The following is a 25,622-nucleotide window of genomic DNA, read 5'->3' as shown; positions in this document are numbered from 1 at the left end:
CGATCAATTCTTCAGGTAAGTGCTCTGGCGCAAGCTGCTTTCCAGATGGTCCATCAGCAGGCGGGCGTCGCTGATGCGGAGAGCGCCGCGGCTGATCGCTTGCTCGCTGGCGATGCGCAGCCGTTCGAGCAACAGATCCGGCACATGCTCCATCGCCTGGAGCACATCCGCGTTGGTGTCGCCGCGCACCACATGGTCCACCTGGTAGTCGCCGCCGGGTGCGAGGCGGATGTGCACCGCATCGGTGCTGCCGAACAGATTGTGCAGATTGCCCATCACCTCCTGATAGGCGCCGCCGAGAAACAGGCCGATCAAATAGGGCTGGTCAGCCACCAGGGGGTGGAGCTCGAGCAGCGGTTTGCTGCGGCCATCGCTGATGAAACGGCTCAACCGTCCATCGGAATCGCAGGTGAGATCTGCGAAATGGCCGAGGCGCGTTGGCTTCTCATCGAGGCGATGCAGTGGCATCACAGGGAAGAGCTGCTGGATCGCCCAGGTGTCTGGAGCGGAACGAAAAATCGAGAGGTTGGCGTAGTAGGTCTCCGCCAGAACGGCGGGCAGTTCCTTGAGATCCTCTGGAAGAGTGCCGCCTTCCGGTAACCGATCCAACAGGGCACGGGCACAGGCCCAGGTGAGTTGTTCCGCCAGGCTGCGGTCCTGCAGGCTCAGATAGCCGAGCCGGAAGGCGGCCAGGGCGTCAGCCTTGAATTTGAGTGCATCGTTCCAGGCCTCCTGGAGCCGGGAGACATCGGCAGTTGCATCGGCGGGGAGGGTGTGGATGCCCGCCAGGGTGTCGCGCAGGTTGCGCACAATCAGCGGTTCTTCCCCTGCCTCGGGGGGAGCGCTCTGCTGCAGGCCGCCACTGCCGAGCACATCGAACACGAGCACGGAGAAATGGCTCGCGATCGCCCGCCCGCTTTCGCTCACCAGCGTCGGCACCGCCACCCCGTGGGGGGCGCAGCCTTCCTGCACCGTTGCCACCACATCATTGGCGTAGTTCTGCAGCGAGTAGTTGGTGGAGGCCGCCGTGGCCGTACGGCTGCCGTCGTAGTCGATCCCCAGGCCACCGCCCACGTCCATGTAGCCCATCGGTGCGCCGAGGGCATGCAGTTCCACATAAATCCTGGAGGCCTCCTGCAGAGCGTCTTTCACCACGGCGATGTCATTGATCTGACTGCCTACGTGGAAATGCAGCAGCCGCAGTTCCTCCAGGAGGTTGGCCTCTCGCAGGGCTTCAACGGTGGCAAGAATCTCAGGCACCGGCAGGCCGAATTTCGCTTTTTCGCCCACGGAGCTGCCCCAGCGGCCGGTGCTGCGACTGGAGAGCCGGGCCCGGATGCCGATCAGCGGTGCCGCCCCCAGCGCTTCGCTTGCCGCGATGATGCGCTGCACCTCATCGGCCTGCTCGATCACCACCACCGGACGGCGTCCGAGCCGCCGGGCCAGGATCGCCGTTTCGATGTAGCGCTGATCCTTGTAGCCGTTGCAGATCAGCAGGGCGTCCGGGTCGTCGATCAAGGAGAGGGCGATCAGCAGCTCGGCTTTGCTGCCGGCTTCCAGTCCGAAATGCCAGCGTTTGCCGCAGCTCACCAGCTCCTCCACCACGTGGCGCTGCTGGTTGCATTTCACCGGGAAGACGCCCTGGTAGCGCCCGGCGTAGCCATAGCGGGTGATCGCCCGCTCGAAAGCACCATGCAGCCGTTCCAGCCGGTCTTCGAGGATGTCGTCGAAGCGGATTAGCAGCGGCAGGCCCAGGTTGCGGTCCTGCAGGCCCGCCACCAGGTCGATCAGATCGAGGCTGCCACCGCGATCACCGCGTGGCTGCACGCTCACATGGCCGCGGGGATTGATCGAAAAGTAGGGCTCGCCCCAGCGCTCCAAGCCATAGAGCTCGGCACTGTCGGCTGGGGTCCAGCCCTGGTGCTGGCCTGCGCTGGCGGAGGGGGCGATCACCACAGACTGCGGACGTGCGGGTAGGCCCTGATTTTGGAGTCTGCCGTCACCAAGGCGATGTTCAGATGGCGGGCCTGGGCCACGAGGAACCGATCGGCGGGGTCGGCATGGAAGGTCCGGGGGAGTCGGGTGGAGGCCACGGCGACTGCCGGGCTCAGGGGCAGCAGCTTCAGCCTGGGTACCGATGCCACCAGGTTGAGCCAGCGTTCCATGTCGACGTTCAGGCCGAGTCGCCCTCGTTCCACCAGCATGGCCACTTCCCAGCAGCTGATGGCCGACACCAGGCGTTGCTGTTCCTCCGCTTCGATCGCCGCGATCGCTGCAGCGGAGAGTCTGTCGTGCTCACCGTTGGCCCACCAGATCAGCACGTGGGTGTCGAGCAGGATCATGCCAGGGCCTCCCAGTCAGCCTCAGCAACGGGTTCAAGCGGTTGGTCGAAGTGCGTGACCGACCCGCGCAGTGCCTCCAGTGGATCGGCTGCATCGTTCTGCAGGTGCCGATAGGGCCGAACTTCCAGCGCAGGCCGGCCGTGATCGGTGATCACCACGGTTTCACCACTGGCTTCGATCTCGCGGAACAGGGCCAGCGCCTGGGCCTTGAACTGCGATTTGGAGACCTCGCGGGGGCTGGTAGCCATGGTTCTTGCTGACCCTGGTCATGTGACTCTAGTCAGGCTTGTCCGGGGTGGTTGGCTGGCCTGTGCTTGCCAAGCGGCAGCCCCGCCACGGACGATGGCTCGGATCTGACGCTTTCCTTCCATGGCCGAACGCACCTTCATCGCCATCAAGCCCGATGGCGTCCAGCGGGGTCTCGTGGGCGAAATCCTCGGTCGCTTCGAGCGCAAGGGATTCAAGTTGGTGGGTCTGAAGCAGCTCACCCCCAGCCGGGAGCTGGCAGAGCAGCACTACGGCGTGCACAAGGAACGTCCTTTCTTTGCCGGTTTGGTCGACTTCATCACCTCCGGCCCTGTGGTGGCGATGGTGTGGGAGGGCGATGGCGTCATCGCCAGTGCCCGCAAGCTGATCGGTGCCACCAAGCCCCTCGAGGCCGAGCCCGGCACGATCCGCGGTGACCTGGCGATCAACATCGGCCGCAATGTGATCCACGGCTCCGATGCTCCCGAAACCGCCCTGTTCGAGATCGGCCTGTGGTTCCAGCCCTCCGAGCTGAGCGACTGGAGCCCGTCGGATCAGGGTTGGCGCACCGAGGGCTGATCGGTTTGCGGCTGCACTGACGCAAAGCGATCCCAGCGAAAGGCCTGCAGCAAATCCTTGGTGTCGGCGTCCAGTGGTTGGCCGGTGATGACGCCGGCCAACAGCTCTGCGGTCAGGCCCGCCATCAGCACCCCATTGCGGTGATGGCCGCAGGCCAGCCACAACCCCTCGATCGGGCTGGGGCCGAGCAACGGACCCTCGTCGGGGGTGCAGGGCCGGAATCCCCACCAGCGCTCCATCGGCGGCCAGTGCGTTGCTTCTGGCAGTAGGGAAGCGATGCCCTGCTGCAGGGTGCGCTGCCCTTGGGGAGTGAGGCCTTCTGCGAAGCCGGCCTCCGGCTCAGAGGTGGCCCCCACCACCAGAAGTCCGTCCTCCCTGGGGACCAGGTAGGTCCCCGGGCCGAAGATCACCCGCTTGAGGGCGCCCCGAGGGGCCTGTAGCGACAGCATCTGTCCTTTCACTGGGAACACCGGCAGTTCCGGCAGCAGCTGGGCGCTCCAGGCACCGCAGCAGAGCACGGCCGCGGCGCACTCCAGGCTCAGCTCATGGCCCTCCGCATCACGGACCCGAGCGCCCTGCAGGCCGCCGCCGCTCTGCTCGAGGGCCAGCACCTCGACGCCTTCGAGGAAGCGCACGCCCCGGTCGACGCAGGCGCTCTCCAAGGCCCGCATCAATTGGCGGCGGTTGTCGATCTGGCCGTCCTGCTCAAACAGCAGGCCCGCGCTCCAGGCTGGCGCCAGCCCCGGCAGCTCCTGCTCCAGCTGTTCACGGTTGAGGGCCTGGCCGCAGGCGACGGTGGGATAGCGATCTCGCTCTGCTGCGCTCTGGAAGGGCACGATGATGCCGCTGGAGCGCCAGCCGCAGGGGAGGCCGCTGTCGGCTTCGATCTGGGCGACCCAGCGGGGAATGCGGTCCAGACTGCGTTGACCCAAGGTCAGTTGATCGCCAACGAGCCCCTCGGCATGGGGTGCCAGCATGCCGGCGGCCACGAATCCAGCCGCTTCGCTACGGCGGCGGCTCAGCACGGTCACAGCCCGGCCGCGACGGGCCAGCTGGTGGGCCACCGCCAGGCCGATCAGGCCGCCGCCGAGGATCACAACGGGTTCGCCGGCCATCGCTGCTGTGGATCACACCCCTGACCCTACCGGCACCATTCCATAGGATTGACCGGCTAGCGAGACTCTGGGTGGATGGCTGTCAACGGGGCTGGAACGGGCGCATGGGAAGCCGTGATCGGTCTGGAGACCCACGTGCAGCTGGGCACCGAGAGCAAGATCTTCACGGGTGCCTCCACGGCCTTTGGTGACGACCCCAACACCCACATCGATCCGGTGGTGTGCGGCTTGCCAGGCACGCTGCCGGTGCTGAATCAGAAGGTGCTCGAGTATGCGGTGAAGGCGGCGATGGCGCTCAACCTCAACATCGCCGAGCACAGCAAATTCGACCGCAAGCAGTATTTCTATCCCGATCTGCCCAAGAACTACCAGATCTCCCAATACGACGAACCGATTGCCGAAGACGGCTGGATCGAGGTTGAGGTGGCCGAAAAAGGCAAGGACACCTATCTCAAGCGCATCGGTATCGAACGTCTGCACATGGAGGAAGATGCCGGCAAGTTGGTGCACGCCGGCAGCGATCGCCTGGCGGGCTCCACCCACTCGCTGGTGGATTACAACCGCGCCGGCGTGGCTCTGGCTGAGATCGTGAGCAAGCCCGATCTGCGCACCGGCCGGGAGGCAGCGGAATACGCCTCGGAGATCCGCCGGATCATGCGTTATCTGGGCGTGAGCGACGGCAACATGCAGGAGGGATCCCTGCGTTGCGACGTGAACATCTCCGTGCGCCGCGGGCCTGATGCGCCCTTCGGCACGAAGGTGGAGATCAAGAACATGAACTCCTTCTCGGCGATCCAGAAGGCTTGCGACTACGAGATCCAGCGTCAGATCAAGGCCTACGAGAGCGGCGAACCGATCGTTCAGGAAACCCGCCTCTGGGATGAGGGCAAGCAGCTCACCAAGAGCATGCGCAGCAAGGAGGGGGCCAGCGACTACCGCTATTTCCCCGATCCCGATCTCGGTCCGATTGAGGTGAGTGTCGAGCAGCGCGAAGCCTGGCGTGCCGAGTTGCCGGAGCTTCCTGCGGCCAAGCGTCATCGCTACGCAGACACCCTGGGGCTGTCGCAGTACGACGCCCGGGTGCTCACCGACGAGCGGCCGATGGCTGAGTATTTCGAAGCGGTGGTGGCAGCCGGCGCTGATGCCAAGTTGGCGGCGAACTGGATCACCGGCGATATCGCCGCTTATGTGAACAGCAACCGCCTCAATTACGCCTCGCTGCCCTTCCGCCCCGAACAGCTGGCGGAGATGGTGAAGCTGATCGATAGCGGCAAGATCAGCGGCAAGATCGCCAAGGACATCCTGCCTGAGTTGCTCGAGAAGGGTGGCTCCCCGTCCCAGATCGTCGATGAGCGTGGCCTGGGCATGATCAGCGACCCTGCTGCGATCACCGCGATCGTTGATGAGCTCCTGGCTGCTCACCCTGAGGAGGTGGAAGCCTTCCGGGGCGGCAAGACCAAGCTCCAGGGCTTCTTCGTCGGTCAGCTGATGAAGCAGACTGGCGGTAAGGCCGATCCAAAGCTGGCCAATCAGATCCTCAGTCAGAAGCTGAAGGGGGGCTGATCTGCCCCTCGGGTTTCAGCTCAACGTGGCCCTGCCGCTCGCGGCGGGCCGTTGTAGACCTCATCAAGCACTGAGCGTCCATCAGCGGCGATTTTCAAGATCGTCTGCACACTGGGCGGGTCACCAGTCTGTTCCCAGCCGGGAGGGCCTCCGGGGATGTTGAACAGAAAGGCTCCATCCTCAATCGTGAGGCATGGATTGTCCGTTGCTCCAGCAAACATGCAGCTCGCCGGTCGATAGGCGTTCAAGCCTCCGTTCAACTTGACCGCCGTGCCGCGAGCCAGGTTGATGCTGCGTCGTGCGGCGAGGGGATCATTCGGGCTGCTGTCAGGGACTGATGCGTTGCCCGGTGCCGGAGCTTCGCCCGGCGTGCAGCTCACTTGTGATGAGCTCAGGTCGATTGCGCTGACAGCAACAAGGGCTCCCGAGGCACGGTCATAACAGCGGAACGTGATCGCCTGTGCTTGGGCAGCGTTGCCGAAGCTGATGCTGGCGGCGGCCAGGCTGAAGGCGCTCAAGCCGACGGCGCTCAGGTGGAGCAGGTGGTTCATGCCTGAATTCTGGAGGACGAAGCCAATCTGTCGATGATGCCCCGCATGCAGCGGGGCACAGATTCGGTGGCCGTTGTTGTCAGCGTGCGGTGCGGTTGGAGAGGGTGTAGGTCACCCGCACCGAGCTGCCTTCATTGGTGGGGAGGGGAACTTCATACCGATCGGTCTGCCCCGGGGCAACGGTCAGGATCTTGCGGTACACATAAGTGCCGATCAATCGACCTCTGCAGCTGGTTCCCTCGTAGAGCTTCACTTCGACACCAAGGTTGGCATTGCCATTGCTGTCAATCCAAACCTTGTCCCAGTCGTCGGATCTCACCTCATTATCAACACAAAAGCGGGTTTTGTTGGAGGATGGGAAGAAAGCGCTGAAGCGTGTGCCGTTTCTTTCCGGCCGCTCAAGTTGCAGCGTTTTAGACAACTTGCGTTGTCCGGTTTCGTTTCTTGAGAGGCTATCGTGATCAACAATGTAAACCGTTTTCGTGAGGCTGAGTACCTGTTTGCTCGCCTGAGTGCTTGGTTCAGGATTGCCCTGAGGGCAGTTGTTGCGAAGGGTGCGGGGCGGGTTGTTAGTGGTTGACCAGCGCGTGTTCGCGGTGGCTGATCCGCTGACCTTCACCAACTCCCCATTGCGGACTTCCAGTGTGATGTTGCCGGTTCGCTGATCACAGGCGTTGGTCCACCGGCCGGTGATTCTGTTGCCCCTGGTCCGTCCAATCAAGGTGTTCAGAAGTTGTCCGGAATTCGTGTAGCCGCGCATTCGGAAGTTGTTCTGTCCTGGGATTTCCTGGGTTTGGAGGATGTTGTAATAACCACTGTTATTGCCTTTCCACCAGCCATTCAGGTTCGGGGGTGCCTGGTCTTGAGGTGGTTGGGGTGTGCCGCAGCTCGGTTGGGCTGAGAGATTGACGTTGGCGGGGGTGTTGATGCGAATCAGGGTTTGGGTTGACAGGTTGCCACCGACTTTGACAAGTGCTCCGTTGCGGAGGCTGAATGCAAACGAACCCCGTGCTCCATAACAGTAGTTGTTCCAGTTTCCACTGATCAGGGCATCATTCACAATCCCAGTGGAGATGTTCAGCGGTTGTCCTGAGCTTTGGAAGCCCTTGATGGTGACATTGCTGCCATTAACGCTGATGTTAAAGAGCCTGTTGTCATTGCCGCGCCACCAGCCGTTGAGGTCGACAGGCTGCTCGGGTTGGGGGTCAGGTTGTGGCTGAGGGTTGGGTGGCGCAGGTTGATTGAGTTGGCTGAATAAAAAGATGCTTTTATCGCGTCCGTTAGGATTGTCGACGGAGGCTTTCAGCCTGTCATCATTGTTGACCTTGAGCCACTTGTTATTTTTGCGGGATTGCAGTGCCATCTGCCCGCCTAGTCCCGTTGCGATGAAAGTGGTACTTTCCCGGTTTGACTTGCATTGGTAGGAGTCGAGCAGCACGGTTTCATTGTTGTTCTTTACGCGCCACCACTCATTGGGTTTTTTTACGCTGCGCAGGGCAAACGTGTTTCTGGCGGCGCCAGGAAGGTCGCTGACATCAAAGAGTTCGAAGACGCCTTCACTTCCTGGGGCTGGTTGGTCAAGGAGTTTGGCTTTCAGGGCATTGTTGTGATGGCCGCCGCTCACATAGCGGTCATTCAGCTTTGACTTGATCAAAAACTGGCCGAGGGAGCGTCCGTTTTCGCAGTTCACTCCGTTGTTGGCGGAGGCTGAGGGGGCTTGCAGGCTGGCGGCGGCAATCAGTGCGGTGGCCGTGATAGCGCTGGTTGCTGTACGGGCCTGGTTGAGCAGAGACATGGCGTTTGCTTTTCGTTGGTTTTTGGAAGCTAGTGAGTGAGTTCGTTTTGACCGGTGTTTGACAAAAATGTTTGTTGTCAAGTGACGTTGGGCTCAGCGGAAAAGATCGGCGATGCCTTGCCCAAGCAATTTGCCGAGGTGTTGGCCAACGGCAGAGCCGAGTTGATCGCCGCTGCTCATCTCGGGTGCAGGGGTTACGTCTGGATCGCTGAAACCTGGTTCAACAGATCCATCGCCCGTGAAATCCACCTCGCCTGCGCCGATCTCGATCATCACCAGTGCGGTGGAGCCGAGAGCGAGGGCAGAGAGAAGGGAGAGGGAGCGGAGCATGGGAGTGTGTGGTTGGGAGTGAGGAGCGGTGACGCAGAGCCATCTGCTGCCGATGAAGCCAAGATCTCTGCGATTGCGGTGCCGCTTGTTGATGCTTGTCTCGCTGGCCTGTGAGCTTGATCACAGGCGATCTTTCCTTGCTTCTTCTGATCAGAACCGGATCTCAGAGCTGTGATTCGACCAGCACAGTCCACGCTTCCGGCCGTTCAGCGTTGTCAATCACCAGGTCTGCTCTGGCGCCTTTGCTGGCGAGGGGCATCTGGGCGGCGATCCTGAGCCGGGCGTCCTCGACCGTCAGGCCGTCTCGGGCGATGAGTCGTTCCTGTTGCTGCTGCTCTGAGCAGGTCACAACCCAGATTTCTGTGCAGAGGTGTTCGAGGCCTGCTTCAAACAGCAGCGGAATCATCAGCACCACGATCGGCTCCCGCTGGAGCCGGAGCAGTTCCGCATCGAAGTGATCACGCACGCGAGGGTGCACCAGCTGCTCGAGCCAGCGTCGTTCGTTCGGGTCGTTGAACACGATCCGGCCCAGGGCTGCGCGATCGAGACAAGCCTCCTCCCCTGTGGCGCCCTTGGCGCGCACCCGATCGCCGAAATGGGCGATCACTTGCCGAGTGGCTTCGCTGCCTGCTGCCAGAACCTCCCGCGCGACCTGATCGGCATCGAGCACGGGAATGCCCCGTTGCGCCAGCCAGCGACCGACGCTGCTCTTGCCGCTGGCAATCCCTCCGGTGAGGCCAATCCGGCGTTGGCTGGGCATGGCGCGGGGTGAGGATGGATCCAGTGTCTCCCCTGCAGGCGTGATGGCGGCCAACAGCGGATCTCTCTCGCCCACTTGGGTTGCCGTATCGGGAGGTCTCACGGCTCCGGATGGGTTTCAGGCCTCAGGCATCACCGCCGGCCTGAAGGCTTCCGGGAAACCTGATCTCTCCCTGCTGTTGGCACCGGAGGGAGCGGTGTGTGCCGGCACCTTCACCACCTCGCTGGTGCGGGCGGCCTGCGTGGACCTCTGCATCGAACGGTTGCAGCGCCGTGGTGGCCAGGTGCGGGCGGTGCTCACCAATTCCGGTCAGGCGAATGCCTGCACCGGTGACCGTGGCCTGATTGATAGCCAGCGGGCCACCCAGGCGCTGGCGGATCGTCTGGGGCTGACGGCAGAGGAGGTGCTGATCTGCTCCACCGGTGTGATTGGTGTTCCGATCCCGATGGACACGTTGTTGGCGGGGATCGACCCTCTGGTGTCGGCCCTGAGCCGCGACGGTGGCGCGGCAGCTGCCACGGCAATTCTCACCACCGATCTGATCGACAAGCAGATCGCCCTGGAGGCCAATCTCGGCGGCCGGCGTGTGCGCATCGGTGGTATGGCCAAGGGGTCGGGAATGATTCATCCCGATATGGCCACGATGCTCGGCACTCTCACCTGTGATGCTGCAGTGCCCGCGGAGCAGTGGCAGGCGCTGGTGCAGCGGGCGGTGCAGCGATCGTTCAATGCGATCACTGTGGACGGTGACACGAGCACCAATGATGCGTTTCTGGCGTTTGCCGCCGGAGCTCCCTTGCCGCCGGATCAGCTGGCGGCCCTGGAAGAGGGTGTGACCCTGGTAGCTCAGCATCTGGCCCGTGCCATTGCCCGGGATGGTGAAGGGGCCACCTGTCTGATTGAGGTGCGGGTGGACGGTGCGGCGTCGGAAGCGGAGGCGCAGCGGATCGCTCGCACCGTGTGTGGGTCGTCGTTGGTGAAAACCGCCATCCATGGTCGCGATCCCAACTGGGGCCGGATCATTGCCGCCGCTGGCCGCGCCGGGGTGCACTTTGATCCCGAGACCGTGGCGCTCTGGCTTGGCGAGCATCAATTAATGGCCGCTGGACAGCCCCTGGTTTTTGACCGCCCTGCCGCGTCCCGGTATCTGCGCGAGCGCGCGGCAGGGGCCTACCTCCAGGACGATTGCGTGCGAATCCGTTTACGGGTGGGTGATGGCCCCGGCCAGGGCCAGGCCTGGGGTTGTGACCTCTCGGATCAATACATCCGCATCAACGCCGATTACACGACGTAGGCGCTGATCGGCCCTGTCAGAATCCTCGATGTGATGCGTGGAATGCGAAGCTGTGGCTAAGGCATCGGGGTCTGCACGCGAGGGAGAGCAAGCCAAGCGTCCACGTTTCTGGGTGGGCCCCTTGGTGGCGGGCGGCTGTTTTGCGCTCGGTTACGGCATCACCCAGCGGATCATCGTGATGCAGGGAGCCCCGCAGGAGCCGCGACGCGAAGCCTTTGCCAGCCAGGCGTTTCCGGGCGAGAGCCTGGAGGCCTTGCGCCGTCGCCATGGCGAGTTTTCGCGTGATCTCACGGCTGATGTGGCTGCCAAGGAGGCGGAGCTGGCCCGGGAACGGGAGGCCGAACAGTCGCGGCAAGAGGCGGAGCGCATCGCCGCTGAAGCCAAGCGTCGCGCTGAGCAACAGACGCTGCTGCCGGCGGTGGCGCCGGAACCCGTGCTGCCCGAGCCAGCCTGGACACAGCCGGAGCAGGCGATGCCAGCACCGGTGCTTCCGAAGCCCGAGCCGCAAGCGCAACCCGTGGTGGCCGAGCCCGCTCCTGTGCTGGCGGAGCCGGCTCCAGTGGCGGCCCCCTTCCCAGCACCGCCGCTGGCCCCTCCCAACCCCTGACGCTGGGGTGACTGATCACGCGCCGCACTCGGGATCTGCCACAGTTTCTCCATTAGCTCTGTCGAGGCCATGCCCTCCCCCGATGCCCTGCTCAGAGCCACGGTCAACCGGCTCGCGGCCCGACTCGGCCATGGTCTGGCGGGAGCGGCCGCTGAAGTGGCCGTGCTTGCCCAGGACGCACCGGAGCGTCTGCGGCGCGAATGGGATCTGTTTCAGGAGGAAGTGAAAGCGGAAGCGGAACGGCTGGATTCGGACCAGCCAGAAGCGGCGGCGACTGCGGCGGCTTCGGCCGCTTCGGCCACTACAGACGATCCTCAGCAGCAGATCGATCGTCTCCGTGCCCAGGTGGCTGAGCTGAGTCGGACCCTCGAGGAGTCGCCGTGATGGCCGGCTGGCTCGGTGGTGCCGTCGTGCCCAGCGCTCTGAGGGCTCTGCGCATCTGGCGCGCCGTGCTCACCTTGATCGTTTTGCTGTGGTGGGATGGTCGCCGCTGGACCTACCCCGGTGGTTGCACGCCGGAGCGGCGCGAAGCGCGCCAGCAACGCCGGGCCCGCTGGCTGACGGCCGAGCTTCTCGCGCTGGGCTCAGCCTTCATCAAACTCGGTCAGTTGCTCTCTGCGCGTCCGGATGTGCTCCCGGCGGGCTGGGTTGCTGAGTTGGCCGACCTGCAGGATCGGGTGCCCCCCTTCTCCTTCGATCGGGCTCAGGCGGTGCTGGAGGAGGAGCTGGGCGCCCGTTGCGCCGAAATCATCGATCTGGATGAGCAGCCCCTCGGTGCGGCTTCGCTGGCGCAGGTGCATCGCGCCAGCCTGCGCAGTGGAAGGCAGGTGGTGCTCAAGATTCAGCGCCCGGGCCTGGAACGGGTGTTCCGGCTCGATCTTGAGGTGATGCAGCAGGTGGCCGCGGTGCTGCAACGCCATCCCAGCTGGGGGCGAGGGCGCGATTGGGTGGCGATCGCCCAGGAATGCCGCCGGGTGTTGTTGCGGGAACTCGATTTCCGCGTGGAGGCCCAGTACGCCGCCCGTTTCCGGCAGCAGTTTCTGGAAGATCCGCGCATCCGTGTGCCGGGCGTGATCTGGGAACTGAGCAGCCGGCGGGTGCTCTGTCTGGATTATCTGCCGGGGATCAAGGTGAATGATCGCGAGGCCCTGCTGGCGGCGGGGATTGACCCGGCCGCCGTGGCGGAGATCGGTGCAGCCAGCTATCTGCAGCAATTGGTGCGCTATGGCTTCTTCCACGCCGACCCCCATCCCGGCAATCTGGCGGTGGCCAGTGATGGCGCCCTGATTTATTACGACTTCGGCATGATGGGCCTCCTGTCGGATGGTCTGCGCCGACGGCTTGGGGCCATGGTCCGGGCGGCTGCGACCCGGGACGCGTCGGCTCTGGTCAGTGAAATGCAGGCCGCCGGGGTGATCGCCCGAGAGGTCGATCTCGGCCCCGTGCGCCGTCTGGTGCGTCTGATGTTGCAGGAAGCGCTCACGCCTCCATTCACGGCCAATGTGATCGACAAATTGTCGGGAGATCTCTATGAGCTGGTGTATGGCCAGCCGTTCCGCCTGCCGGTGGAGCTGATCTTTGTGATGCGGGCTCTCTCCACCTTTGAAGGGGTCGGACGCAGCCTCGATCCCAGCTTTAGCCTGGTGGCGATCGCCAAGCCCTACCTGCTTCCCCTGATGAGTGCCAGCGGATCCGGCCCCAATGACCTGTTCAACGAACTCGGCCGCCAGGTGGGGGCGCTCAGCAGTCGGGCCGCAGGGATTCCCAGGCGTCTGGATGAGAGCCTCGAACGCCTCGAACAGGGAGATCTGCAACTGCAGATCCGCATGGGTGAATCCGATCGCCAGTTCCGCCGCATGGTGACGGCCCAGCATGCGGTGGGTCAGTCGGTGCTGCTGGGTTCTCTGGCGCTGGCGGCCGCCCTGCTCGGTGCGGGCCCGAGGCCTTTGTGGGCCCTGCTGCCTCTGGCAGCAGGAGTTCCCGTTGGCACGGGCTGGCTCAAGCTGCAACTCAAACTCCGTCGCGATGGGCGATTGGAATCGTTGTCGTCCTCAGAGCGTTGATCTGTTGTTCAGGAGTCTCGCCCGAACTGCCTGGTGGAAGGCATTGTCTTTGGTGGGATTGCCGCTGAGGGCTGGCATGGCAGGGATCAGCCGATCGAACTCTTTTTTGAACTGACTGGAAAATGTGCTTTGGTTGGCGATTTTTGGGATGGAGTGATGGTCGCTGATCAACACAGTCTGGTGCTGGTTTGAATTGGGTGCTATGGCGAGATGGGCGGTCGCGATCCAGTGTTGATAGGTCAGCCAAACGGGGATCCAGAAGCGAGCCATCTCCTTCAGCGTTGTTAAGGATTGAGGCATGGTGTCTGCCAGGGATGGATCACTTGTGCTGACGAACTGCTTATAGCTCTGTTGCCATGTGTCGCGTCGAGGGTTCTGACGGTGTTGAAAGCTCCAGTTGGCGATACTTTGAAGCCAGGGTCTCAGAGAGCGGTTCAAGAAAAGGCGGCGGAATCCCCTGGCTTCCAACTCGGTGGTGGGAAGGTCAGCCGTCAGTAGAAAAAGGCTGGTGCAGACGTCTGTTTTTCCCTCAAGCGTCAGGCGGCGATGATGAAGCCACTGCCAGCGGGCTGATGCAAAGCCTGGCTGATTGCGCTGGGCTGCCAGCTGCGGCGCTGAGTCCATCTCGAACTCGTGAATGGCATTGTTGAGTGATGCACTCAACGCCGTTGAGCCCATCTTGGGTAGACATTGCACGAAGGTGTGTTCTGGCTGGAGGTGGTCATGCTTGCCACGAGTGATCTCCGCCATGAAGGCTTCAAATGACACCATCAAAGAAGCGGATGTCGCTCGCCCTCGACGGGTTGGCCCTCGGCATTCGGGCCGAAGAGTGACTGCAAGGTTGCGCGCCGCATCCGTGCACCCGCAGGGCCTGAAAAGCCTTCGGGATCGGTGCAAAGCAAGGTCCCATGTTCAACGAAGGCCACGCCGAGAGCCCGCCGCCAGTGTGGAGTGCTGTTGGCTGGGCCGAAGTGCCAGACATGTCCTTCGTGGATGTCCACATCGCCAGGCTTCATCTCCGGCAGCCGCCGGAACGGTGCACCATGGCTTTCGAGCAGCCGCTTGAGGCTTGCGGGGTCAGGCATATCTGTGCGAGTGGGTGCCATCGAGGCCGTGCCTTCCGCATACACCAGGGTGCAGGCCTCAGGGATGGGATCGAGGGGAATCCAGCAGGTATAACTCTGCCGATCAATCGGAAGAAAATCGCGATCTCTATGCCAAGGGGTTTCAGGTGCTCCGGGCGCCTTCGTGAGCAGATCGAATTGGAAAGGACGCACCATTGGGTATCCGCTCACCCGTTTCACCGCTGCGATCAGGGCGGGATCTGTCAGTAGGGCAAACAGTTCCGCATCCAAGGATGATGCTGCCAGGTGGGATCCATCGGCCTGAATTCCGAGTAGGGCCTGGCGTCCTGATTGCAGCGTCTTCGAATTTGCCCGTGCAATCAGCTGATCACGCATTTTGCTCAACCGCTTGGGGTCAAGCAGTTGAGGGAGCAGCCAATGACCGCCAGAGTCCGCGGGCATCGATCGAAGGCGGTCAGCCCCGGCCGCGAGGACCCTGGCCCACGGCGCCGGCGTACACGGCCTGGCTGCCCAGTTCGTCTTCGATGCGCAGCAGCTGGTTGTATTTGGCGACCCTTTCGCTGCGGCTGAGCGAACCGGTTTTGATCTGACCGGCGCGGGTGGCCACGGCCAGGTCGGCGATGGTGGTGTCTTCCGTTTCGCCGCTGCGGTGGCTGATCACGCTCGTGTAACCACTGCGCCCAGCCAGATCGATCGCCTGCAGGGTTTCAGTGAGCGAACCGATCTGGTTCACCTTGATCAGGATTGAATTCGCTGTGTTGTGATCAATGCCCTGTTGCAGCCGTTGGCTGTTGGTCACGAACAGGTCATCACCCACCAGCTGCACGCGGCTGCCCAGGCGCTCGGTCAGCAGTTTCCAGCCGTCCCAGTCGTCTTCCGCCAGGCCATCTTCGATCGAAACGATCGGGAAACGATTCACCAATGCCTCAAGCTGATCCACCATCTCGGCACTGCTGAAACTGCCGCCGCCGAAGGCGTAACGGCCATCGGCGTAGAACTCCGTGCTGGCCACATCGAGGGCCAGGGCGATCTGCTCACCAGGCTTGTAGCCGGCTTTCTCAATCGCCTGCACCAGGATGTCGCCCGCTTCGTGATTGCCCAGATCGGGGGCGAAACCGCCCTCATCGCCCACCGATGTGCTGAGGCCACGCTCCTGAAGCAGTCCCTTGAGGGTGTGAAACACCTCAGTGCCCATGCGCAGGGCCTCGCGGAAGCTGGGGGCGCCGTGGGGCACCAGCATGAATTCCTGGAAATCCAGGCTGTTGGCAGCATGCGCACCGCCGTTGATCACGTTCATCAAGGGCACCGGCAGCAGGGAGGCCATCGGTCCGCCCAGATAGCGATATAGGGGCAATCCCACACCGTTGGCGGCGGCGCGGGCCGTGGCCAGGCTCACCGCCAGGATTGCGTTCGCACCAAGCGCCGACTTGTTGGCGCTGCCGTCGAGCTCCTGCATCGCCGCATCCACACTCGCCTGATCCAGGGCGGAGAGGCCGCAGAGTGCCGGGGCGATGCGTTCTTCGATGTGATCCACCGCCTGGGTCACCCCTTTGCCCATGTAACGGCTGCCGCCATCACGCAGTTCGTGGGCTTCATGGGCGCCGGTGCTGGCGCCGCTGGGCACGATCGCCCGACCGCTGGCACCACCTTCGAGCAGCACTTCCGCTTCCACAGTGGGGTTGCCGCGGGAATCGAGCACCTCCCTGGCCACGATGGTGTCGATGACGAGGTCTAGGGAATCGAACACGTGCTGTCGATCAAAGGTCCGAGGATCTTATGGGTCTCCCCCTGACCCTTCTTGGTGTGCTTTGGCACCATGCTGGGAGAGAGGCTGGGAGTTGACGCCAATGCGCATGCTGCACACGATGCTGCGCGTGGGGGATCTGGAGCGATCGCTGCGCTTCTACACCGAGGTGCTGGGGATGCAGTTGCTGCGCCGCAAGGACTACCCCTCCGGTCGGTTCACGCTCGCTTTCGTGGGATACGGCGAGGAGAGCGACCACACCGTGCTGGAGCTGACCCACAACTGGGACACCGACCATTACGCCCTGGGTGATGGCTACGGCCACATCGCCCTCGGTGTGGATGACATCCAGGCCACCTGTGCGGCGATTGCCGACAAGGGTGGGCGCGTGGTGAGGGAACCGGGGCCGATGAAGCACGGCAGCACGGTGATCGCCTTCGTGGAGGATCCAGATGGCTACAAAGTGGAGCTGATTCAGCTCGCGTCCAGGGCGTCGTCCTGATCGCTTCGGCGCAACCGCATGCTTCCTGAAGACCGTCCCGCCATCGATTCCCCTGTCAGTCTCACGTCGGAGCCGGACCGGTTCAGCGACGAGGCCTGGGAGCTGCTCCTGGCAGGCCAGGATCTGGCGCGACGCTGGCGCCACGGTGAGCTCGATGTGGAGCACCTGATGCAGGTGCTGTTCAGCGACAGGCGTTTTGCCGGCTCGCTGCGTGGCTTGTCGCTGGATGCGGACGACCTGCTCGATCAGCTGGAGGGCTTCCTGGCGGAGCAGCCCATGGCCCGCAGTGAGGATCTGTTCATCGGTGAAGACCTCGAACAGCTGCTGGAGGCAGCTGACCGGGTGCGCGCCCTATGGGGATCCCGCCTGATCGAGCTGTCCCACCTGTTGATCGCCATGGGGCGCGATCCACGCATCGGTGCCGATTGCTTGGCCAGCGCTGGCTTGCCTGCCGACCGGCTCGAGTCGGAGTTGCGTCGTCAGAGACCAACCGCTGCCGCCGCTCCGGTGCCACCAGCGCCACCAGCACCAACACCGGCACCGCCACTGCCTCCCCCTCCAGCGGCTCCTGCGCCCCCGCCGGTCCAGGCGCCGGCGCCGGCCAGCCCCGAGCCGGAGGAACCCTCTGCCCTGCAGTTGTATGGGCGCGACCTTACGGCGGCGGCGGAAGCCGGTCAGCTGGATCCGGTGATTGGCCGTGATGGGGAGATCCGGCGCCTGATCAAGGTGCTGTCCCGTCGCGGCAAGAACAACCCGGTGCTGATCGGGGCTCCGGGGGTGGGCAAAACGGCGATTGCCGAATGTCTGGCCCAGCGGATTGTGGCCGGTGAGGTGCCCGATTCGCTGCGGGGGCAGCGGTTGGTGGCCCTCGACATGGGGGCGCTGATTGCCGGCGCCAAATTTCGCGGCCAATTTGAGGAGCGCCTCCGTTCCGTGCTGGCGGAGGTGAGTGATGCCGATGCCGGCGTTGTGTTGTTCATCGACGAACTGCACACGGTGGTGAGCAGCGATCGCTCCAGTGCCGATGCGGGCAGCCTGCTCAAGCCGGCCCTGGCGCGAGGCGAACTGCGTTGCATCGCCGCGACCACTCCAGAGGACTATCGCCGCACCGTTGAGAAGGATCCCGCACTCAGCCGCCGCTTTCAGCAGGTGCCGATCCTCGAGCCCTCGATTGAACTCAGCATCGAGATTCTGCGCGGCCTGAAGGAGCGCTATGAGCTCCATCACGGGGTGACGATCACCGACGGGGCCCTCACCGCCGCCGCTCGGCTCGCCGATCGCTACATCAGCGACCGTTGCCTGCCCGACAAGGCGATCGACCTGATCGACGAGGCCGCCGCCCAGCTGAAGATGGATGTGACCTCCAAGCCCCAGGTGGTGGAGGACGCCGAAACCGACCTGCGCCGGGTTGAACTGGCCCTACTGGCGGCGGAACAGGCCCCGGAGGCGGAGCGGGTGCAGCTGCAGCGCTCCCGCCTGGAGGCCTCGGCCTGTCTGGAGGACCTGCGCGGCCGTTGGCAGGCGGAACGGGACCAGCTGGAGGAACTGCGTCAGTTGCTCCAGGAGGACGAAACCCTTCGCCATGCGATCGCCGAAGCTGAACGCAACGGTGATCTGGAGGAGGCGGCCCGGCTGGAATACGACCAGCTGCATCGGGTTCAGCAGCGCCGCACCGACCTGGAGCAGGTGTTGGTGGAGGCCCAGGAGCAAGGCACGGCCCTGCTGCGCGAGCAGGTGGAAGCCGGCGACATCGCCGATGTGGTGGCCCGCTGGACCGGGATTCCCGTGCAGCGTCTGCTGGCCGGTGAGCGTCAGAAGCTGCTGGAGCTGGAGACCCAGCTGCAGCAGCGGGTGATCGGTCAGCCGGAAGCGGTGCAGGCGGTGGCGTCGGCGATCCGTCGGGCCCGGGCTGGGATGAAGGATCCACGCCGACCTGTGGGTTCCTTTCTGTTTCTCGGCCCCACCGGTGTCGGCAAGACCGAGTTGGCCAAGGCTTTGGCGGCTCGGCTGTTCGATGAGGAGGAGGCGCTTGTGCGTCTCGACATGAGCGAGTTCATGGAGCGCAATGCGGTGGCCCGTCTGCTCGGGGCACCGCCTGGTTACGTGGGCTACGAGGAAGGAGGGCAGCTCACCGAGGCGGTGCGGCGTCGCCCCTATGCGTTGCTGTTGCTCGATGAGGTCGAAAAGGCCCATCCGGATGTCTTCAACGTGCTGCTCCAGGTGCTCGATGACGGGCGTCTCACCGATTCCCAGGGCCGCACCGTGGATTTCCGCCACACGGTGGTGGTGATGACCAGCAATCTCGCCAGTCGCGCCATCCTCGATCGAGCCCGCGAAGGACAGCAGCCCGATGCGGATCAGGCGGCCCTCGATCAGGCGCTTGCGGTCCGGGTGGATGAGGCGCTCGCCAGGCAGTTCCGCCCTGAATTCCTCAATCGCATTGATGAGGTGATTCGCTTCCGGCCGCTGGCGATCGAGGATCTGGAGCGCATCGTGCACCTGCAACTCGCCGAACTGGCCCAGTTGATGCGTGAGCAGGATCTGGAGCTGCGGGTCGATCCGGCGGTGGTGCGGGCGCTGGCGGAGCAGGGCTTTGAACCCGAATACGGTGCTCGGCCTCTGCGACGGGTGTTGCGTCGCCAGTTGGAGAATCCCCTGGCCACCCAGCTTCTCGAGGATCGCTTCAGTGGCGCCTCCGCCGTGCGGGTGCGTTCCGGCGACGGGGCCTTGGAACCGTTCCTGTTCACGCCAGAGGATTGAGCCCGTCAGGCATCCGGTAAGGTGACTGTTTGCCGACAGGTGTCATGCACGCCGACGGCAATTCCGGCTCCGAAACCGTGACCACCCCCACATCTGAGGACAAAGCAGCGAGCAAGCCGCAGGCTCCTTCCGCCGAGGGTCGGAAGGGGGGATTTCTGGCAGCCGCGGTCGAGGAGCTGAAGTTGGTGGTCTGGCCCAGCCGTCAGCAGCTGTTCAGCGAATCCATCGCTGTGATCTTGATGGTGAGTCTGTCGGCGGCAGCCATCGCAGCGCTCAGTCGGTTCTATGGCTGGGCGGCGTCCCAGTTGTTCCGTTGAGACCAGGGCGAGGCCCTTCCCTTCGAGCTTTTCTTTTCCGCATTTCTCCATCCCCCGCCAGTGTCTGACGTCGATCTCACCACCGAGACTCCTGAAGTTCTCGATCTTCCCGCACCGAATGAGGGTGAGCAGGGCACGGCGTCGACGGCGCCCCGCACATCCGTGGCCCGCTGGTATGCCGTGCAGGTGGCGTCCAGTTGCGAGAAGAAGGTGAAGGCCACGTTGGAGCAGCGGGCGGTCACCCTCGGCGTCAGCAACCGGATTCTGGAGATTGAGATTCCGGAAACGCCGGCGGTGAAGGTCAAGAAGGACGGCAGCCGTCAGTCGACCGAGGAAAAGGTGTTTCCGGGGTATGTGCTGGTGCGGATGGTGCTCGATGAAGACACGATGATGGCGGTGCGCAGCACCCCGAACGTGATCAATTTCGTGGGTGCCGAGGATCGTCGCGCCACCGGGAAGGCCCGGGGGCACATCAAACCCCGCCCCCTCAGTCGTTCGGAGGTGGATCGCATCTTCAAGCGGGCGGCAGAGAAGAAAACCGTGGTGAAGGTGGACCTCACCGAAGGCGATCAGATCCTCGTCACGGCAGGTCCGTTCAAGGACTTCCAGGGTGAGGTGATCGAGGTGTCCGGAGAACGGAGCAAGCTCAAGGCTCTGCTCTCGATCTTCGGTCGGGAGACCCCTGTGGAGCTTGAGTTCTCTCAGGTCAGCAAACAGAACTGAATGGGCGGCGGCCGTCTCCCTGCGGAGGACGGCCTGAGGGATGCTTCGCCATCCCGCCGCACCTGGCCCACGGGTCAGGTGATCCGCAGATGTTCAACTCCGCTCGCCGATGGCCAAGAAAGTCGTAGCTGTGATCAAGCTGGCCCTACAGGCCGGCAAAGCCAACCCTGCACCGCCCGTGGGTCCTGCCCTCGGTCAGCACGGGGTCAACATCATGGCGTTCTGCAAGGAGTACAACGCCCGCACCCAGGACAAGGCCGGGTTTGTGATCCCGGTGGAGATTTCGGTCTTTGAAGACCGCAGTTTCACCTTCATCACCAAAACGCCTCCGGCGTCGGTGCTGATCACCAAGGCCGCTGGAATCGAGAAAGGTTCCGGTGAATCCGCCAAGGGCAGCGTTGGCTCGATCAGCCGCACCCAGCTCGAGGAGATCGCCAAGACCAAGCTGCCTGACCTCAACTGCACCAGCGTTGAGTCAGCCATGCGCATCATTGAAGGCACAGCCCGCAACATGGGCGTGGCCATCAACGACTGATCAGCGGTCGTCCACTCCGTTTCATTCACTGTTCCTTTTCGGGGGAGATCGCGTTCGATCGCCTGCACCCCATCTCTGCTATGCCAAAACTTTCCAAACGTCTGGCCAGCCTCGTCAACAAGATTGAGGAGCGCGCCTACGAGCCGCTTGAGGCGATTCAGCTCGTTAAAGACAACGCCACCGCCAAGTTCGACGAAACGATGGAGGCCCATGTGCGCCTCGGCATCGACCCCAAGTACACCGACCAGCAGCTGCGCACCACCGTGGCGTTGCCGAATGGCACGGGTCAGACCGTGCGCATCGCCGTGGTGACCCGCGGTGAAAAGGTGGCGGAGGCCAAGGCTGCCGGTGCTGAACTCGCCGGCGATGACGACCTGGTGGAGAGCATCGCCAAGGGGGAGATGGACTTCGATCTGCTGATCGCCACCCCCGACATGATGCCCAAGGTGGCGAAACTGGGTCGTGTGCTCGGCCCCCGTGGCCTGATGCCGAACCCGAAGGCCGGCACCGTCACCACCGATCTCGCCGGCGCCATCCAGGAATTCAAAGCGGGCAAACTGGAATTCCGCGCCGATCGCACCGGCATCGTGCATGTGCGCTTCGGCAAGGCCAGCTTTGCGGCGGATGCGTTGCTGGAGAATCTGAAGACGCTTCAGGAAACGATTGATCGCAACAAGCCCAGTGGTGCCAAGGGCCGCTACTGGAAGAGCCTCTACGTGACCTCCACTATGGGGCCCTCTGTGGAAGTGGATGTGGCTGCTCTGCAGGACATCAAACAGGAGGGCTGACGCTCTCCTGTAGGCTGATTGACTGGCTTTCGCCAGACGGGCACGCGCCCGGCCATAGACAGCAGGTGACGATCACTCCTGATTCCTGGAATCAAGAGCTGAACGCCGTAAGTCCTGCCGAGGCAGACGCGACGGTTTTTCCCTGACGGGATTGGATCGACACGCGGCCTCCGCTCTTTCACGGGAGTGTTGATCGGCCGTGTGCCCAGCTTGTTCCCCTCGATCCGATCCAATTCCTATGGGCCGCACGCTGGAGAGCAAGCAACAGATCGTCGAAGAGCTCAAGCAGCTCCTTGGCGAGGCCGAAATGGCACTGGTTCTGGATTATCAGGGCCTTTCCATCAAAGAGATGTCTGATCTGCGGACGCGTCTGCAGGCCAGCAACGGTGTGTGCAAGGTGACCAAAAACACCTTGATGCGTCGTGCCATTGATGGTGACAGTGCCTGGTCGAATCTCGACTCCCTGCTGAGTGGCACCAACGCCTTCGTCCTGGTGAAGGGCGATGTGGGTGGTGCCGTGAAAGCCGTTCAGGCTTTCCAGAAGGACACCAAGAAATCCGAGACCAAGGGCGGCCTTTTCGAAGGCAAGCTCCTTTCTCAGGACGAGATCAAAGCCATCGGTGACCTTCCCTCCAAGGAAGTGCTCATGGCCCAGATTGCCGGTGCCATCAATGCAGTGGCCACCAAGGTGGCTGTTGGCATCAACGAGGTTCCCTCCGGTCTCGCTCGGGCGCTCAAGCAGCACGCCGAATCCGGCGACAGCTGATCGTCTTCGACCCGACTGTTCATTTGATCTGTTGCTGATTCCCAACCATGTCTGCAAAAACCGACGAAATTCTCGAATCACTGAAATCTCTCTCCCTGCTGGAAGCCTCTGAGCTTGTCAAGCAGATCGAGGATGCTTTCGGTGTGTCTGCTGCCGCATCCGCTGGTGTGGTGATGGCCGCTCCTGGCGCCGCCGCTGGCGGTGGTGGTGAAGCTGCCGAAGAAAAGACCGAATTCGATGTTGTGCTGGAAAGCTTCGAAGCTTCCGCCAAGATCAAGGTCCTCAAGGCTGTTCGCGAAGCCACCGGCCTCGGCCTCGGCGATGCGAAAGCCATGGTGGAAGCCGCTCCCAAGGCCATCAAGGAAGGTGTGTCGAAGGATGAGGCTGAAGCCCTCAAGAAGGCCATTGAAGAGGTCGGCGGCAAGGTCACCCTCAAGTGATCGCCTGGGGCTGAGGCCCCTGCTGTTATGCGCACAGGGCCGGCCCACACGGGCCGGCCTTTTTGGGTGGGCCGACGTCTTCGCTGTCGCAGCGGTGACCCGTCCAACAAAAAGACCCCGCCGAAGGCGAGGTCTTGAGTGGAACGCGTTGCAGGAGTCTGTCCTTGTTTCGACCCTGAAGAGGCGCTCGGCACTCCTCACACGATTTAAATTAAGGGCGTGAACAGGTGGATGTGCTCCTTCGGGGGCGCTCCTGGAACTGTCCCTGCCCTCAGGGGCGATAGGGGATCACCTCCAGCCGGATCGGCCCCCTGCCTTGCAGGTTGCTGCCGCGGGACGCCAGTTGCGGTGCGCCGGGTGCCGTCGGTCGCCCCAGGCCACGGAAGCGTTGGGGCGGTTCCCCACCCCGCGCCTTGGCGAGGAGTTGGGGGGTGGAGTCCTGGTGGGCGAAATACACATGGCTGAGGGTGCGCCCTTTGTAGGCCCGTCGTTCCAGGCTCCAGCCCGGATCCAGGTTCAGTTTCACGAAGGCGTGTCGATCACGACGGGGACGGCTGGCGCGGGCCACCGGGATCGGCACTCCCTGATCCGGATCGATCGCCATCAGCACGAGGTCGTCGCGATCCTGCTGCAGCCGCAGCCGGAAGCTGCGGTCCATGTCCTCGTCACCGGCGCGCAGGGAATAGCCGTTGCTGTCGAGGTAGCGGCTGCAGATTCCCGTGAAGTCGAAATCGTTCAAGGAGGGCTTCACCAGGCCATCGGCCCGCTCCTCCCAGCAGAGCGGTCGCGCTTTGATCTGCTCCAGCACCAGCAACTTCCAGCTGTTGCCCCCCACGGCCTGGGCCAGCACAGCAAAGCGCTCCTCGTCGAGGGGCTGGCTGTCGAACAGGCCAGCTGCCAGCAGGGGCAAGCCCGTGAGGCTCAGCAGCAGGCCCGCCGCCAGGCTTCCAGGGTAGGTTCGCGACATGGCGGTGTTCTCCTTGGCGGGGATATGGCCGTGTTGTATCGAACATGCCCCGAGGTGACCAATGGTTGAGCGCTCCGCTGCTGAGGGTCGCGGTCGGGTCGTGGCCGTCGCCACGGATGGGGCCTGCAGTGGCAACCCCGGTCCCGGCGGCTGGGGCGTTCTGATTCGGTTTGAGGATGGCAGCGTCGAGGAGTTCGGCGGCTTCGATCCGGCCACCACCAACAACCGGATGGAACTGCAGGCGGCACTTGCGGCCCTCGAACGCCTGAAGGATCTCCCCAGGCACCCCGACCTGACCCTGCGCACCGACAGCAAATACCTGATTGATGGGCTCGGGTCCTGGATGGCGGGCTGGAAACGCAAGGGTTGGAAGACGGCGGCGGGGAAACCCGTGCTCAATCAAGACCTGTGGAAGGCTCTCGACAGCGCCCGCCTGGCGGATGTGCCTTTGCGTTACGTCAAAGGACATAGTGGCGACCCCGATAACGATCGCGTCGATCAGATCGCTGTCGCCTTCTCCCGTGGCACGGCAGGATCAGAGTTGCACTGACTGGGCGGGCTGATGGCCGAGCCGTTCTCCACCGGGAGTTTTTACCGCCGCTGGCTCGGTCCGGTGCTGGCCCGGGATGAGGGGCTGGATGCGGAGCAGTTGAGTCGCTCGGCCCTGTTGGCTCTGGGGCAGGCCAGCCTCAGGCGCCAGTGGCCCGGGGTGTCGACGGTTCTGCAGGGTGTTGCCGGTGAGCTGAATCGTCGTGATCTCCGTTTGGAGCAGGTGCTGTTCGGTTGTCGTTTTGCCAACCCGGTGGGTCTGGCGGCCGGGTTCGACAAGAACGGTGTGGCTGCGGGTGTGTGGGATCGCTTCGGGTTCGGTTTCGCCGAGGTGGGAACGGTCACCTGGCATGCCCAGCCGGGCAACCCCCGGCCGCGTCTGTTCCGTCTGGCGGCGGAACGGGCCGCCCTGAACCGGATGGGCTTCAACAACGACGGTGCTGAGGCGATGCGCCGCACCCTGGAGCGGCAGGCCCTGCCTCCCCCTGGGCAGCGGCCGGCCGTTCTGGGCATCAATCTGGGCAAGTCGAAGGTCACATCGCTGGAGCAGGCCCCCGACGATTACGCCTCCTCGCTGGAGCTGCTCGCTCCCCTGGCCGACTATGCCGTGATCAATGTCAGCTCCCCCAACACTCCCGGCCTGCGGGAGCTGCAGGATTCCGCCCAGCTGCGCCGTCTGGTGGAGCGCCTGCGTCGCCTGCCGGCCTGTCCGCCCCTCCTGGTGAAGATCGCGCCGGATCTGGAGGATGACGCGATCGATGCCATCGCCCGCCTCGCCTACGAAGAGGGTCTGGCCGGGGTGATCGCCGTCAACACCAGCCTGGATCGGCTCGGGCTTGAGCAGCGGCGCCTGACCCAGACCGGCCGCACCCTGGCGGAGGAGGCCGGTGGCCTCAGCGGTGCACCCCTGCGTCATCGCGCCCTGGAGGTGATGCGACGCCTGCGGGCCACCGCCGGCCCTGCCCTGCCCCTGATCGGTGTGGGAGGGATTGACTGTCCGGAGTCGGCCTGGGAACGGATCACCGCCGGCGCTTCCCTGATTCAGCTCTACACGGGCTGGATTTTTGAGGGCCCCGATCTGGTGCCGAGAATTCTGGAGGGTCTGTTGCAACAGCTCGACCGCCATGGCTTTCGCCATCTCCGCGATGCGGTGGGCAGCGGCGTGCCCTGGCAATAGTCGATACCCTTCCGGCAGCGGCGG

Annotated in this window: 27 protein-coding genes and 1 pseudogene; 16 read left to right on the top strand and 12 right to left on the bottom strand. The window is 63.6% G+C overall.

Annotation, left to right across the window (positions count from 1 at the left end; all coding sequences use genetic code 11):
* Positions 1-3: 3 nt before the first annotated feature.
* Genes speA through SynRS9909_RS12980 form a run of 3 tightly spaced genes read right to left on the bottom strand, consistent with a single transcriptional unit; the run spans position 4 to position 2,590 of the window.
* The gene (speA, locus tag SynRS9909_RS12990) at positions 4-1,956 is read right to left on the bottom strand and encodes a biosynthetic arginine decarboxylase (protein WP_007101275.1); all 1,953 of its coding nucleotides are present in this window, start codon (positions 1,954-1,956) and stop codon (positions 4-6) included.
* The gene (locus SynRS9909_RS12985) at positions 1,950-2,342 is read right to left on the bottom strand and encodes a type II toxin-antitoxin system VapC family toxin (RefSeq protein ID WP_007101276.1); all 393 of its coding nucleotides are present in this window, start codon (positions 2,340-2,342) and stop codon (positions 1,950-1,952) included. Before SynRS9909_RS12985 ends, speA begins: the two co-directional genes overlap by 7 nt.
* Positions 2,339-2,590, bottom strand: coding sequence for a type II toxin-antitoxin system Phd/YefM family antitoxin (locus SynRS9909_RS12980; RefSeq protein ID WP_007101277.1), 252 nt, complete (start codon positions 2,588-2,590; stop codon positions 2,339-2,341). The genes SynRS9909_RS12985 and SynRS9909_RS12980 overlap by 4 nt, the downstream gene beginning before the upstream one ends.
* Before the next feature lie 121 nt (positions 2,591-2,711).
* On the opposite strand from SynRS9909_RS12980, the gene ndk reads away from it, so the two are divergent.
* On the top strand, positions 2,712-3,167 hold the full coding sequence (gene ndk, locus SynRS9909_RS12975; RefSeq protein WP_007101278.1) for a nucleoside-diphosphate kinase: 456 nt from the start codon (positions 2,712-2,714) through the stop codon (positions 3,165-3,167).
* Here the strand turns inward: ndk and thiO are convergent.
* Positions 3,143-4,282, bottom strand: a complete 1,140-nt coding sequence (thiO, locus tag SynRS9909_RS12970; RefSeq protein ID WP_007101279.1) for a glycine oxidase ThiO — start codon at positions 4,280-4,282, stop codon at positions 3,143-3,145. The genes ndk and thiO overlap by 25 nt on opposite strands.
* Positions 4,283-4,357: 75 nt before the next feature.
* Between thiO and gatB the strand changes: the two genes are divergently transcribed.
* Positions 4,358-5,845 carry an Asp-tRNA(Asn)/Glu-tRNA(Gln) amidotransferase subunit GatB gene (gatB, locus tag SynRS9909_RS12965; protein WP_007101280.1) on the top strand — a complete coding sequence of 496 codons (1,488 nt, stop codon included), beginning with the start codon at positions 4,358-4,360 and terminating at the stop codon, positions 5,843-5,845.
* Between the two features lie 20 nt (positions 5,846-5,865).
* Here gatB and SynRS9909_RS12960 read toward each other — a convergent pair whose 3' ends face one another.
* The 4 genes from SynRS9909_RS12960 to coaE all read right to left on the bottom strand — a co-directional run bounded on the left by SynRS9909_RS12960 (position 5,866) and on the right by coaE (position 9,281).
* Positions 5,866-6,396, bottom strand: coding sequence for a hypothetical protein (locus SynRS9909_RS12960; RefSeq protein ID WP_007101281.1), 531 nt, complete (start codon positions 6,394-6,396; stop codon positions 5,866-5,868).
* Positions 6,397-6,475: 79 nt separating this feature from the next.
* Positions 6,476-8,191, bottom strand: a complete 1,716-nt coding sequence (locus SynRS9909_RS12955) for a hypothetical protein (protein WP_007101282.1) — start codon at positions 8,189-8,191, stop codon at positions 6,476-6,478.
* A 93-nt stretch (positions 8,192-8,284) separates the two neighbouring features.
* Positions 8,285-8,521, bottom strand: a complete 237-nt coding sequence (locus SynRS9909_RS12950) for a hypothetical protein (protein ID WP_007101283.1) — start codon at positions 8,519-8,521, stop codon at positions 8,285-8,287.
* Between the two features lie 163 nt (positions 8,522-8,684).
* Positions 8,685-9,281 carry a dephospho-CoA kinase gene (gene coaE / locus SynRS9909_RS12945; protein WP_007101284.1) on the bottom strand — a complete coding sequence of 199 codons (597 nt, stop codon included), beginning with the start codon at positions 9,279-9,281 and terminating at the stop codon, positions 8,685-8,687.
* Between coaE and argJ the strand changes: the two genes are divergently transcribed.
* The 4 genes from argJ to SynRS9909_RS12925 all read left to right on the top strand — a co-directional run bounded on the left by argJ (position 9,280) and on the right by SynRS9909_RS12925 (position 13,245).
* Positions 9,280-10,575: a bifunctional glutamate N-acetyltransferase/amino-acid acetyltransferase ArgJ gene (argJ, locus tag SynRS9909_RS12940; RefSeq protein WP_083774469.1), complete on the top strand. Its 1,296-nt coding sequence runs from the start codon at positions 9,280-9,282 to the stop codon at positions 10,573-10,575. The two genes, coaE and argJ, sit on opposite strands and share 2 nt — an antisense overlap.
* Before the next feature lie 124 nt (positions 10,576-10,699).
* Entirely contained in the window at positions 10,700-11,182 is a 483-nt protein-coding gene (locus SynRS9909_RS12935; protein ID WP_186593732.1) for a hypothetical protein, read from the top strand.
* 69 nt (positions 11,183-11,251) lie between these two features.
* Complete coding sequence (locus SynRS9909_RS12930) at positions 11,252-11,566, top strand: hypothetical protein (protein ID WP_007101287.1); 315 nt, start codon at positions 11,252-11,254, stop codon at positions 11,564-11,566.
* Positions 11,566-13,245, top strand: a complete 1,680-nt coding sequence (locus tag SynRS9909_RS12925; RefSeq protein ID WP_007101288.1) for an AarF/ABC1/UbiB kinase family protein — start codon at positions 11,566-11,568, stop codon at positions 13,243-13,245. Before SynRS9909_RS12930 ends, SynRS9909_RS12925 begins: the two co-directional genes overlap by 1 nt.
* On the opposite strand, the gene SynRS9909_RS12920 is transcribed toward SynRS9909_RS12925, so the two are convergent.
* The 3 genes from SynRS9909_RS12920 to eno are packed head-to-tail and all read right to left on the bottom strand — an operon-like array spanning position 13,234 to position 16,077.
* On the bottom strand, positions 13,234-13,995 hold the full coding sequence (locus SynRS9909_RS12920) for a hypothetical protein (RefSeq protein WP_162858309.1): 762 nt from the start codon (positions 13,993-13,995) through the stop codon (positions 13,234-13,236). The two genes, SynRS9909_RS12925 and SynRS9909_RS12920, sit on opposite strands and share 12 nt — an antisense overlap.
* Before the next feature lie 20 nt (positions 13,996-14,015).
* Positions 14,016-14,771, bottom strand: a complete 756-nt coding sequence (locus SynRS9909_RS12915) for a phytanoyl-CoA dioxygenase family protein (RefSeq protein WP_007101290.1) — start codon at positions 14,769-14,771, stop codon at positions 14,016-14,018.
* 13 nt (positions 14,772-14,784) lie between these two features.
* The gene (gene eno / locus SynRS9909_RS12910) at positions 14,785-16,077 is read right to left on the bottom strand and encodes a phosphopyruvate hydratase (RefSeq protein WP_007101291.1); all 1,293 of its coding nucleotides are present in this window, start codon (positions 16,075-16,077) and stop codon (positions 14,785-14,787) included.
* A gap of 100 nt (positions 16,078-16,177) precedes the next feature.
* Between eno and gloA the strand changes: the two genes are divergently transcribed.
* The 8 genes from gloA to rplL all read left to right on the top strand — a co-directional run bounded on the left by gloA (position 16,178) and on the right by rplL (position 22,905).
* Positions 16,178-16,576 (top strand): lactoylglutathione lyase, encoded by a 399-nt coding sequence (gloA, locus tag SynRS9909_RS12905; protein ID WP_007101292.1) that lies wholly within the window; start codon positions 16,178-16,180, stop codon positions 16,574-16,576.
* Between the two features lie 18 nt (positions 16,577-16,594).
* Entirely contained in the window at positions 16,595-19,336 is a 2,742-nt protein-coding gene (locus tag SynRS9909_RS12900; protein WP_007101293.1) for an ATP-dependent Clp protease ATP-binding subunit, read from the top strand.
* Positions 19,337-19,380: 44 nt separating this feature from the next.
* Positions 19,381-19,653, top strand: a complete 273-nt coding sequence (gene secE / locus SynRS9909_RS12895) for a preprotein translocase subunit SecE (RefSeq protein WP_007101294.1) — start codon at positions 19,381-19,383, stop codon at positions 19,651-19,653.
* Positions 19,654-19,713: 60 nt separating this feature from the next.
* On the top strand, positions 19,714-20,376 hold the full coding sequence (nusG, locus tag SynRS9909_RS12890) for a transcription termination/antitermination protein NusG (protein ID WP_007101295.1): 663 nt from the start codon (positions 19,714-19,716) through the stop codon (positions 20,374-20,376).
* Positions 20,377-20,485: 109 nt separating this feature from the next.
* Entirely contained in the window at positions 20,486-20,911 is a 426-nt protein-coding gene (gene rplK, locus SynRS9909_RS12885) for a 50S ribosomal protein L11 (RefSeq protein ID WP_007101296.1), read from the top strand.
* Between the two features lie 80 nt (positions 20,912-20,991).
* The gene (gene rplA, locus SynRS9909_RS12880; protein WP_007101297.1) at positions 20,992-21,699 is read left to right on the top strand and encodes a 50S ribosomal protein L1; all 708 of its coding nucleotides are present in this window, start codon (positions 20,992-20,994) and stop codon (positions 21,697-21,699) included.
* Positions 21,700-21,937: 238 nt separating this feature from the next.
* Positions 21,938-22,465 carry a 50S ribosomal protein L10 gene (rplJ, locus tag SynRS9909_RS12875; RefSeq protein WP_007101298.1) on the top strand — a complete coding sequence of 176 codons (528 nt, stop codon included), beginning with the start codon at positions 21,938-21,940 and terminating at the stop codon, positions 22,463-22,465.
* A gap of 47 nt (positions 22,466-22,512) precedes the next feature.
* A complete protein-coding gene (gene rplL / locus SynRS9909_RS12870; RefSeq protein ID WP_007101299.1) occupies positions 22,513-22,905 on the top strand; it encodes a 50S ribosomal protein L7/L12 in 393 nt (130 codons plus the stop codon).
* 271 nt (positions 22,906-23,176) lie between these two features.
* On the opposite strand, the gene SynRS9909_RS12865 is transcribed toward rplL, so the two are convergent.
* Entirely contained in the window at positions 23,177-23,872 is a 696-nt protein-coding gene (locus SynRS9909_RS12865; RefSeq protein WP_007101300.1) for a DUF3747 domain-containing protein, read from the bottom strand.
* Positions 23,873-23,933: 61 nt separating this feature from the next.
* On the opposite strand from SynRS9909_RS12865, the pseudogene rnhA reads away from it, so the two are divergent.
* Positions 23,934-24,398: pseudogene (gene rnhA, locus SynRS9909_RS12860) on the top strand (ribonuclease HI); the annotation flags it as partial.
* 36 nt (positions 24,399-24,434) lie between these two features.
* Positions 24,435-25,598, top strand: coding sequence for a quinone-dependent dihydroorotate dehydrogenase (locus tag SynRS9909_RS12855; protein ID WP_007101302.1), 1,164 nt, complete (start codon positions 24,435-24,437; stop codon positions 25,596-25,598).
* Positions 25,599-25,622: the final 24 nt, after the last annotated feature.

Origin of the sequence: Synechococcus sp. RS9909 (genome assembly GCF_014279595.1) — a bacterium.
Lineage (GTDB): Bacteria > Cyanobacteriota > Cyanobacteriia > PCC-6307 > Cyanobiaceae > Synechococcus_C.
Note: the sequence above shows the minus strand (reverse complement) of the source record. Positions and strands in the feature narration are given on the sequence as shown.

Bases quoted from the DNA above. Each gene is read 5' to 3' on its own strand.
- SynRS9909_RS12985 (WP_007101276.1), bottom strand. From the start codon at position 2,342: ATGATCCTGCTCGACACCCACGTGCTGATCTGGTGGGCCAACGGTGAG.
- SynRS9909_RS12980 (WP_007101277.1), bottom strand. From the start codon at position 2,590: ATGGCTACCAGCCCCCGCGAGGTCTCCAAATCGCAGTTCAAGGCCCAG.
- ndk (WP_007101278.1), top strand. From the start codon at position 2,712: ATGGCCGAACGCACCTTCATCGCCATCAAGCCCGATGGCGTCCAGCGG.
- thiO (WP_007101279.1), bottom strand. From the start codon at position 4,282: ATGGCCGGCGAACCCGTTGTGATCCTCGGCGGCGGCCTGATCGGCCTG.
- gatB (WP_007101280.1), top strand. From the start codon at position 4,358: ATGGCTGTCAACGGGGCTGGAACGGGCGCATGGGAAGCCGTGATCGGT.
- SynRS9909_RS12960 (WP_007101281.1), bottom strand. From the start codon at position 6,396: ATGAACCACCTGCTCCACCTGAGCGCCGTCGGCTTGAGCGCCTTCAGC.
- SynRS9909_RS12955 (WP_007101282.1), bottom strand. From the start codon at position 8,191: ATGTCTCTGCTCAACCAGGCCCGTACAGCAACCAGCGCTATCACGGCC.
- SynRS9909_RS12950 (WP_007101283.1), bottom strand. From the start codon at position 8,521: ATGCTCCGCTCCCTCTCCCTTCTCTCTGCCCTCGCTCTCGGCTCCACC.
- argJ (WP_083774469.1), top strand. From the start codon at position 9,280: ATGGCGCGGGGTGAGGATGGATCCAGTGTCTCCCCTGCAGGCGTGATG.
- coaE (WP_007101284.1), bottom strand. From the start codon at position 9,281: ATGCCCAGCCAACGCCGGATTGGCCTCACCGGAGGGATTGCCAGCGGC.
- SynRS9909_RS12930 (WP_007101287.1), top strand. From the start codon at position 11,252: ATGCCCTCCCCCGATGCCCTGCTCAGAGCCACGGTCAACCGGCTCGCG.
- SynRS9909_RS12925 (WP_007101288.1), top strand. From the start codon at position 11,566: ATGGCCGGCTGGCTCGGTGGTGCCGTCGTGCCCAGCGCTCTGAGGGCT.
- SynRS9909_RS12920 (WP_162858309.1), bottom strand. From the start codon at position 13,995: ATGGCGGAGATCACTCGTGGCAAGCATGACCACCTCCAGCCAGAACAC.
- SynRS9909_RS12915 (WP_007101290.1), bottom strand. From the start codon at position 14,771: ATGCCCGCGGACTCTGGCGGTCATTGGCTGCTCCCTCAACTGCTTGAC.
- gloA (WP_007101292.1), top strand. From the start codon at position 16,178: ATGCGCATGCTGCACACGATGCTGCGCGTGGGGGATCTGGAGCGATCG.
- SynRS9909_RS12900 (WP_007101293.1), top strand. From the start codon at position 16,595: ATGCTTCCTGAAGACCGTCCCGCCATCGATTCCCCTGTCAGTCTCACG.
- secE (WP_007101294.1), top strand. From the start codon at position 19,381: ATGCACGCCGACGGCAATTCCGGCTCCGAAACCGTGACCACCCCCACA.
- rplK (WP_007101296.1), top strand. From the start codon at position 20,486: ATGGCCAAGAAAGTCGTAGCTGTGATCAAGCTGGCCCTACAGGCCGGC.
- rplA (WP_007101297.1), top strand. From the start codon at position 20,992: ATGCCAAAACTTTCCAAACGTCTGGCCAGCCTCGTCAACAAGATTGAG.
- rplJ (WP_007101298.1), top strand. From the start codon at position 21,938: ATGGGCCGCACGCTGGAGAGCAAGCAACAGATCGTCGAAGAGCTCAAG.
- rplL (WP_007101299.1), top strand. From the start codon at position 22,513: ATGTCTGCAAAAACCGACGAAATTCTCGAATCACTGAAATCTCTCTCC.
- SynRS9909_RS12865 (WP_007101300.1), bottom strand. From the start codon at position 23,872: ATGTCGCGAACCTACCCTGGAAGCCTGGCGGCGGGCCTGCTGCTGAGC.
- SynRS9909_RS12855 (WP_007101302.1), top strand. From the start codon at position 24,435: ATGGCCGAGCCGTTCTCCACCGGGAGTTTTTACCGCCGCTGGCTCGGT.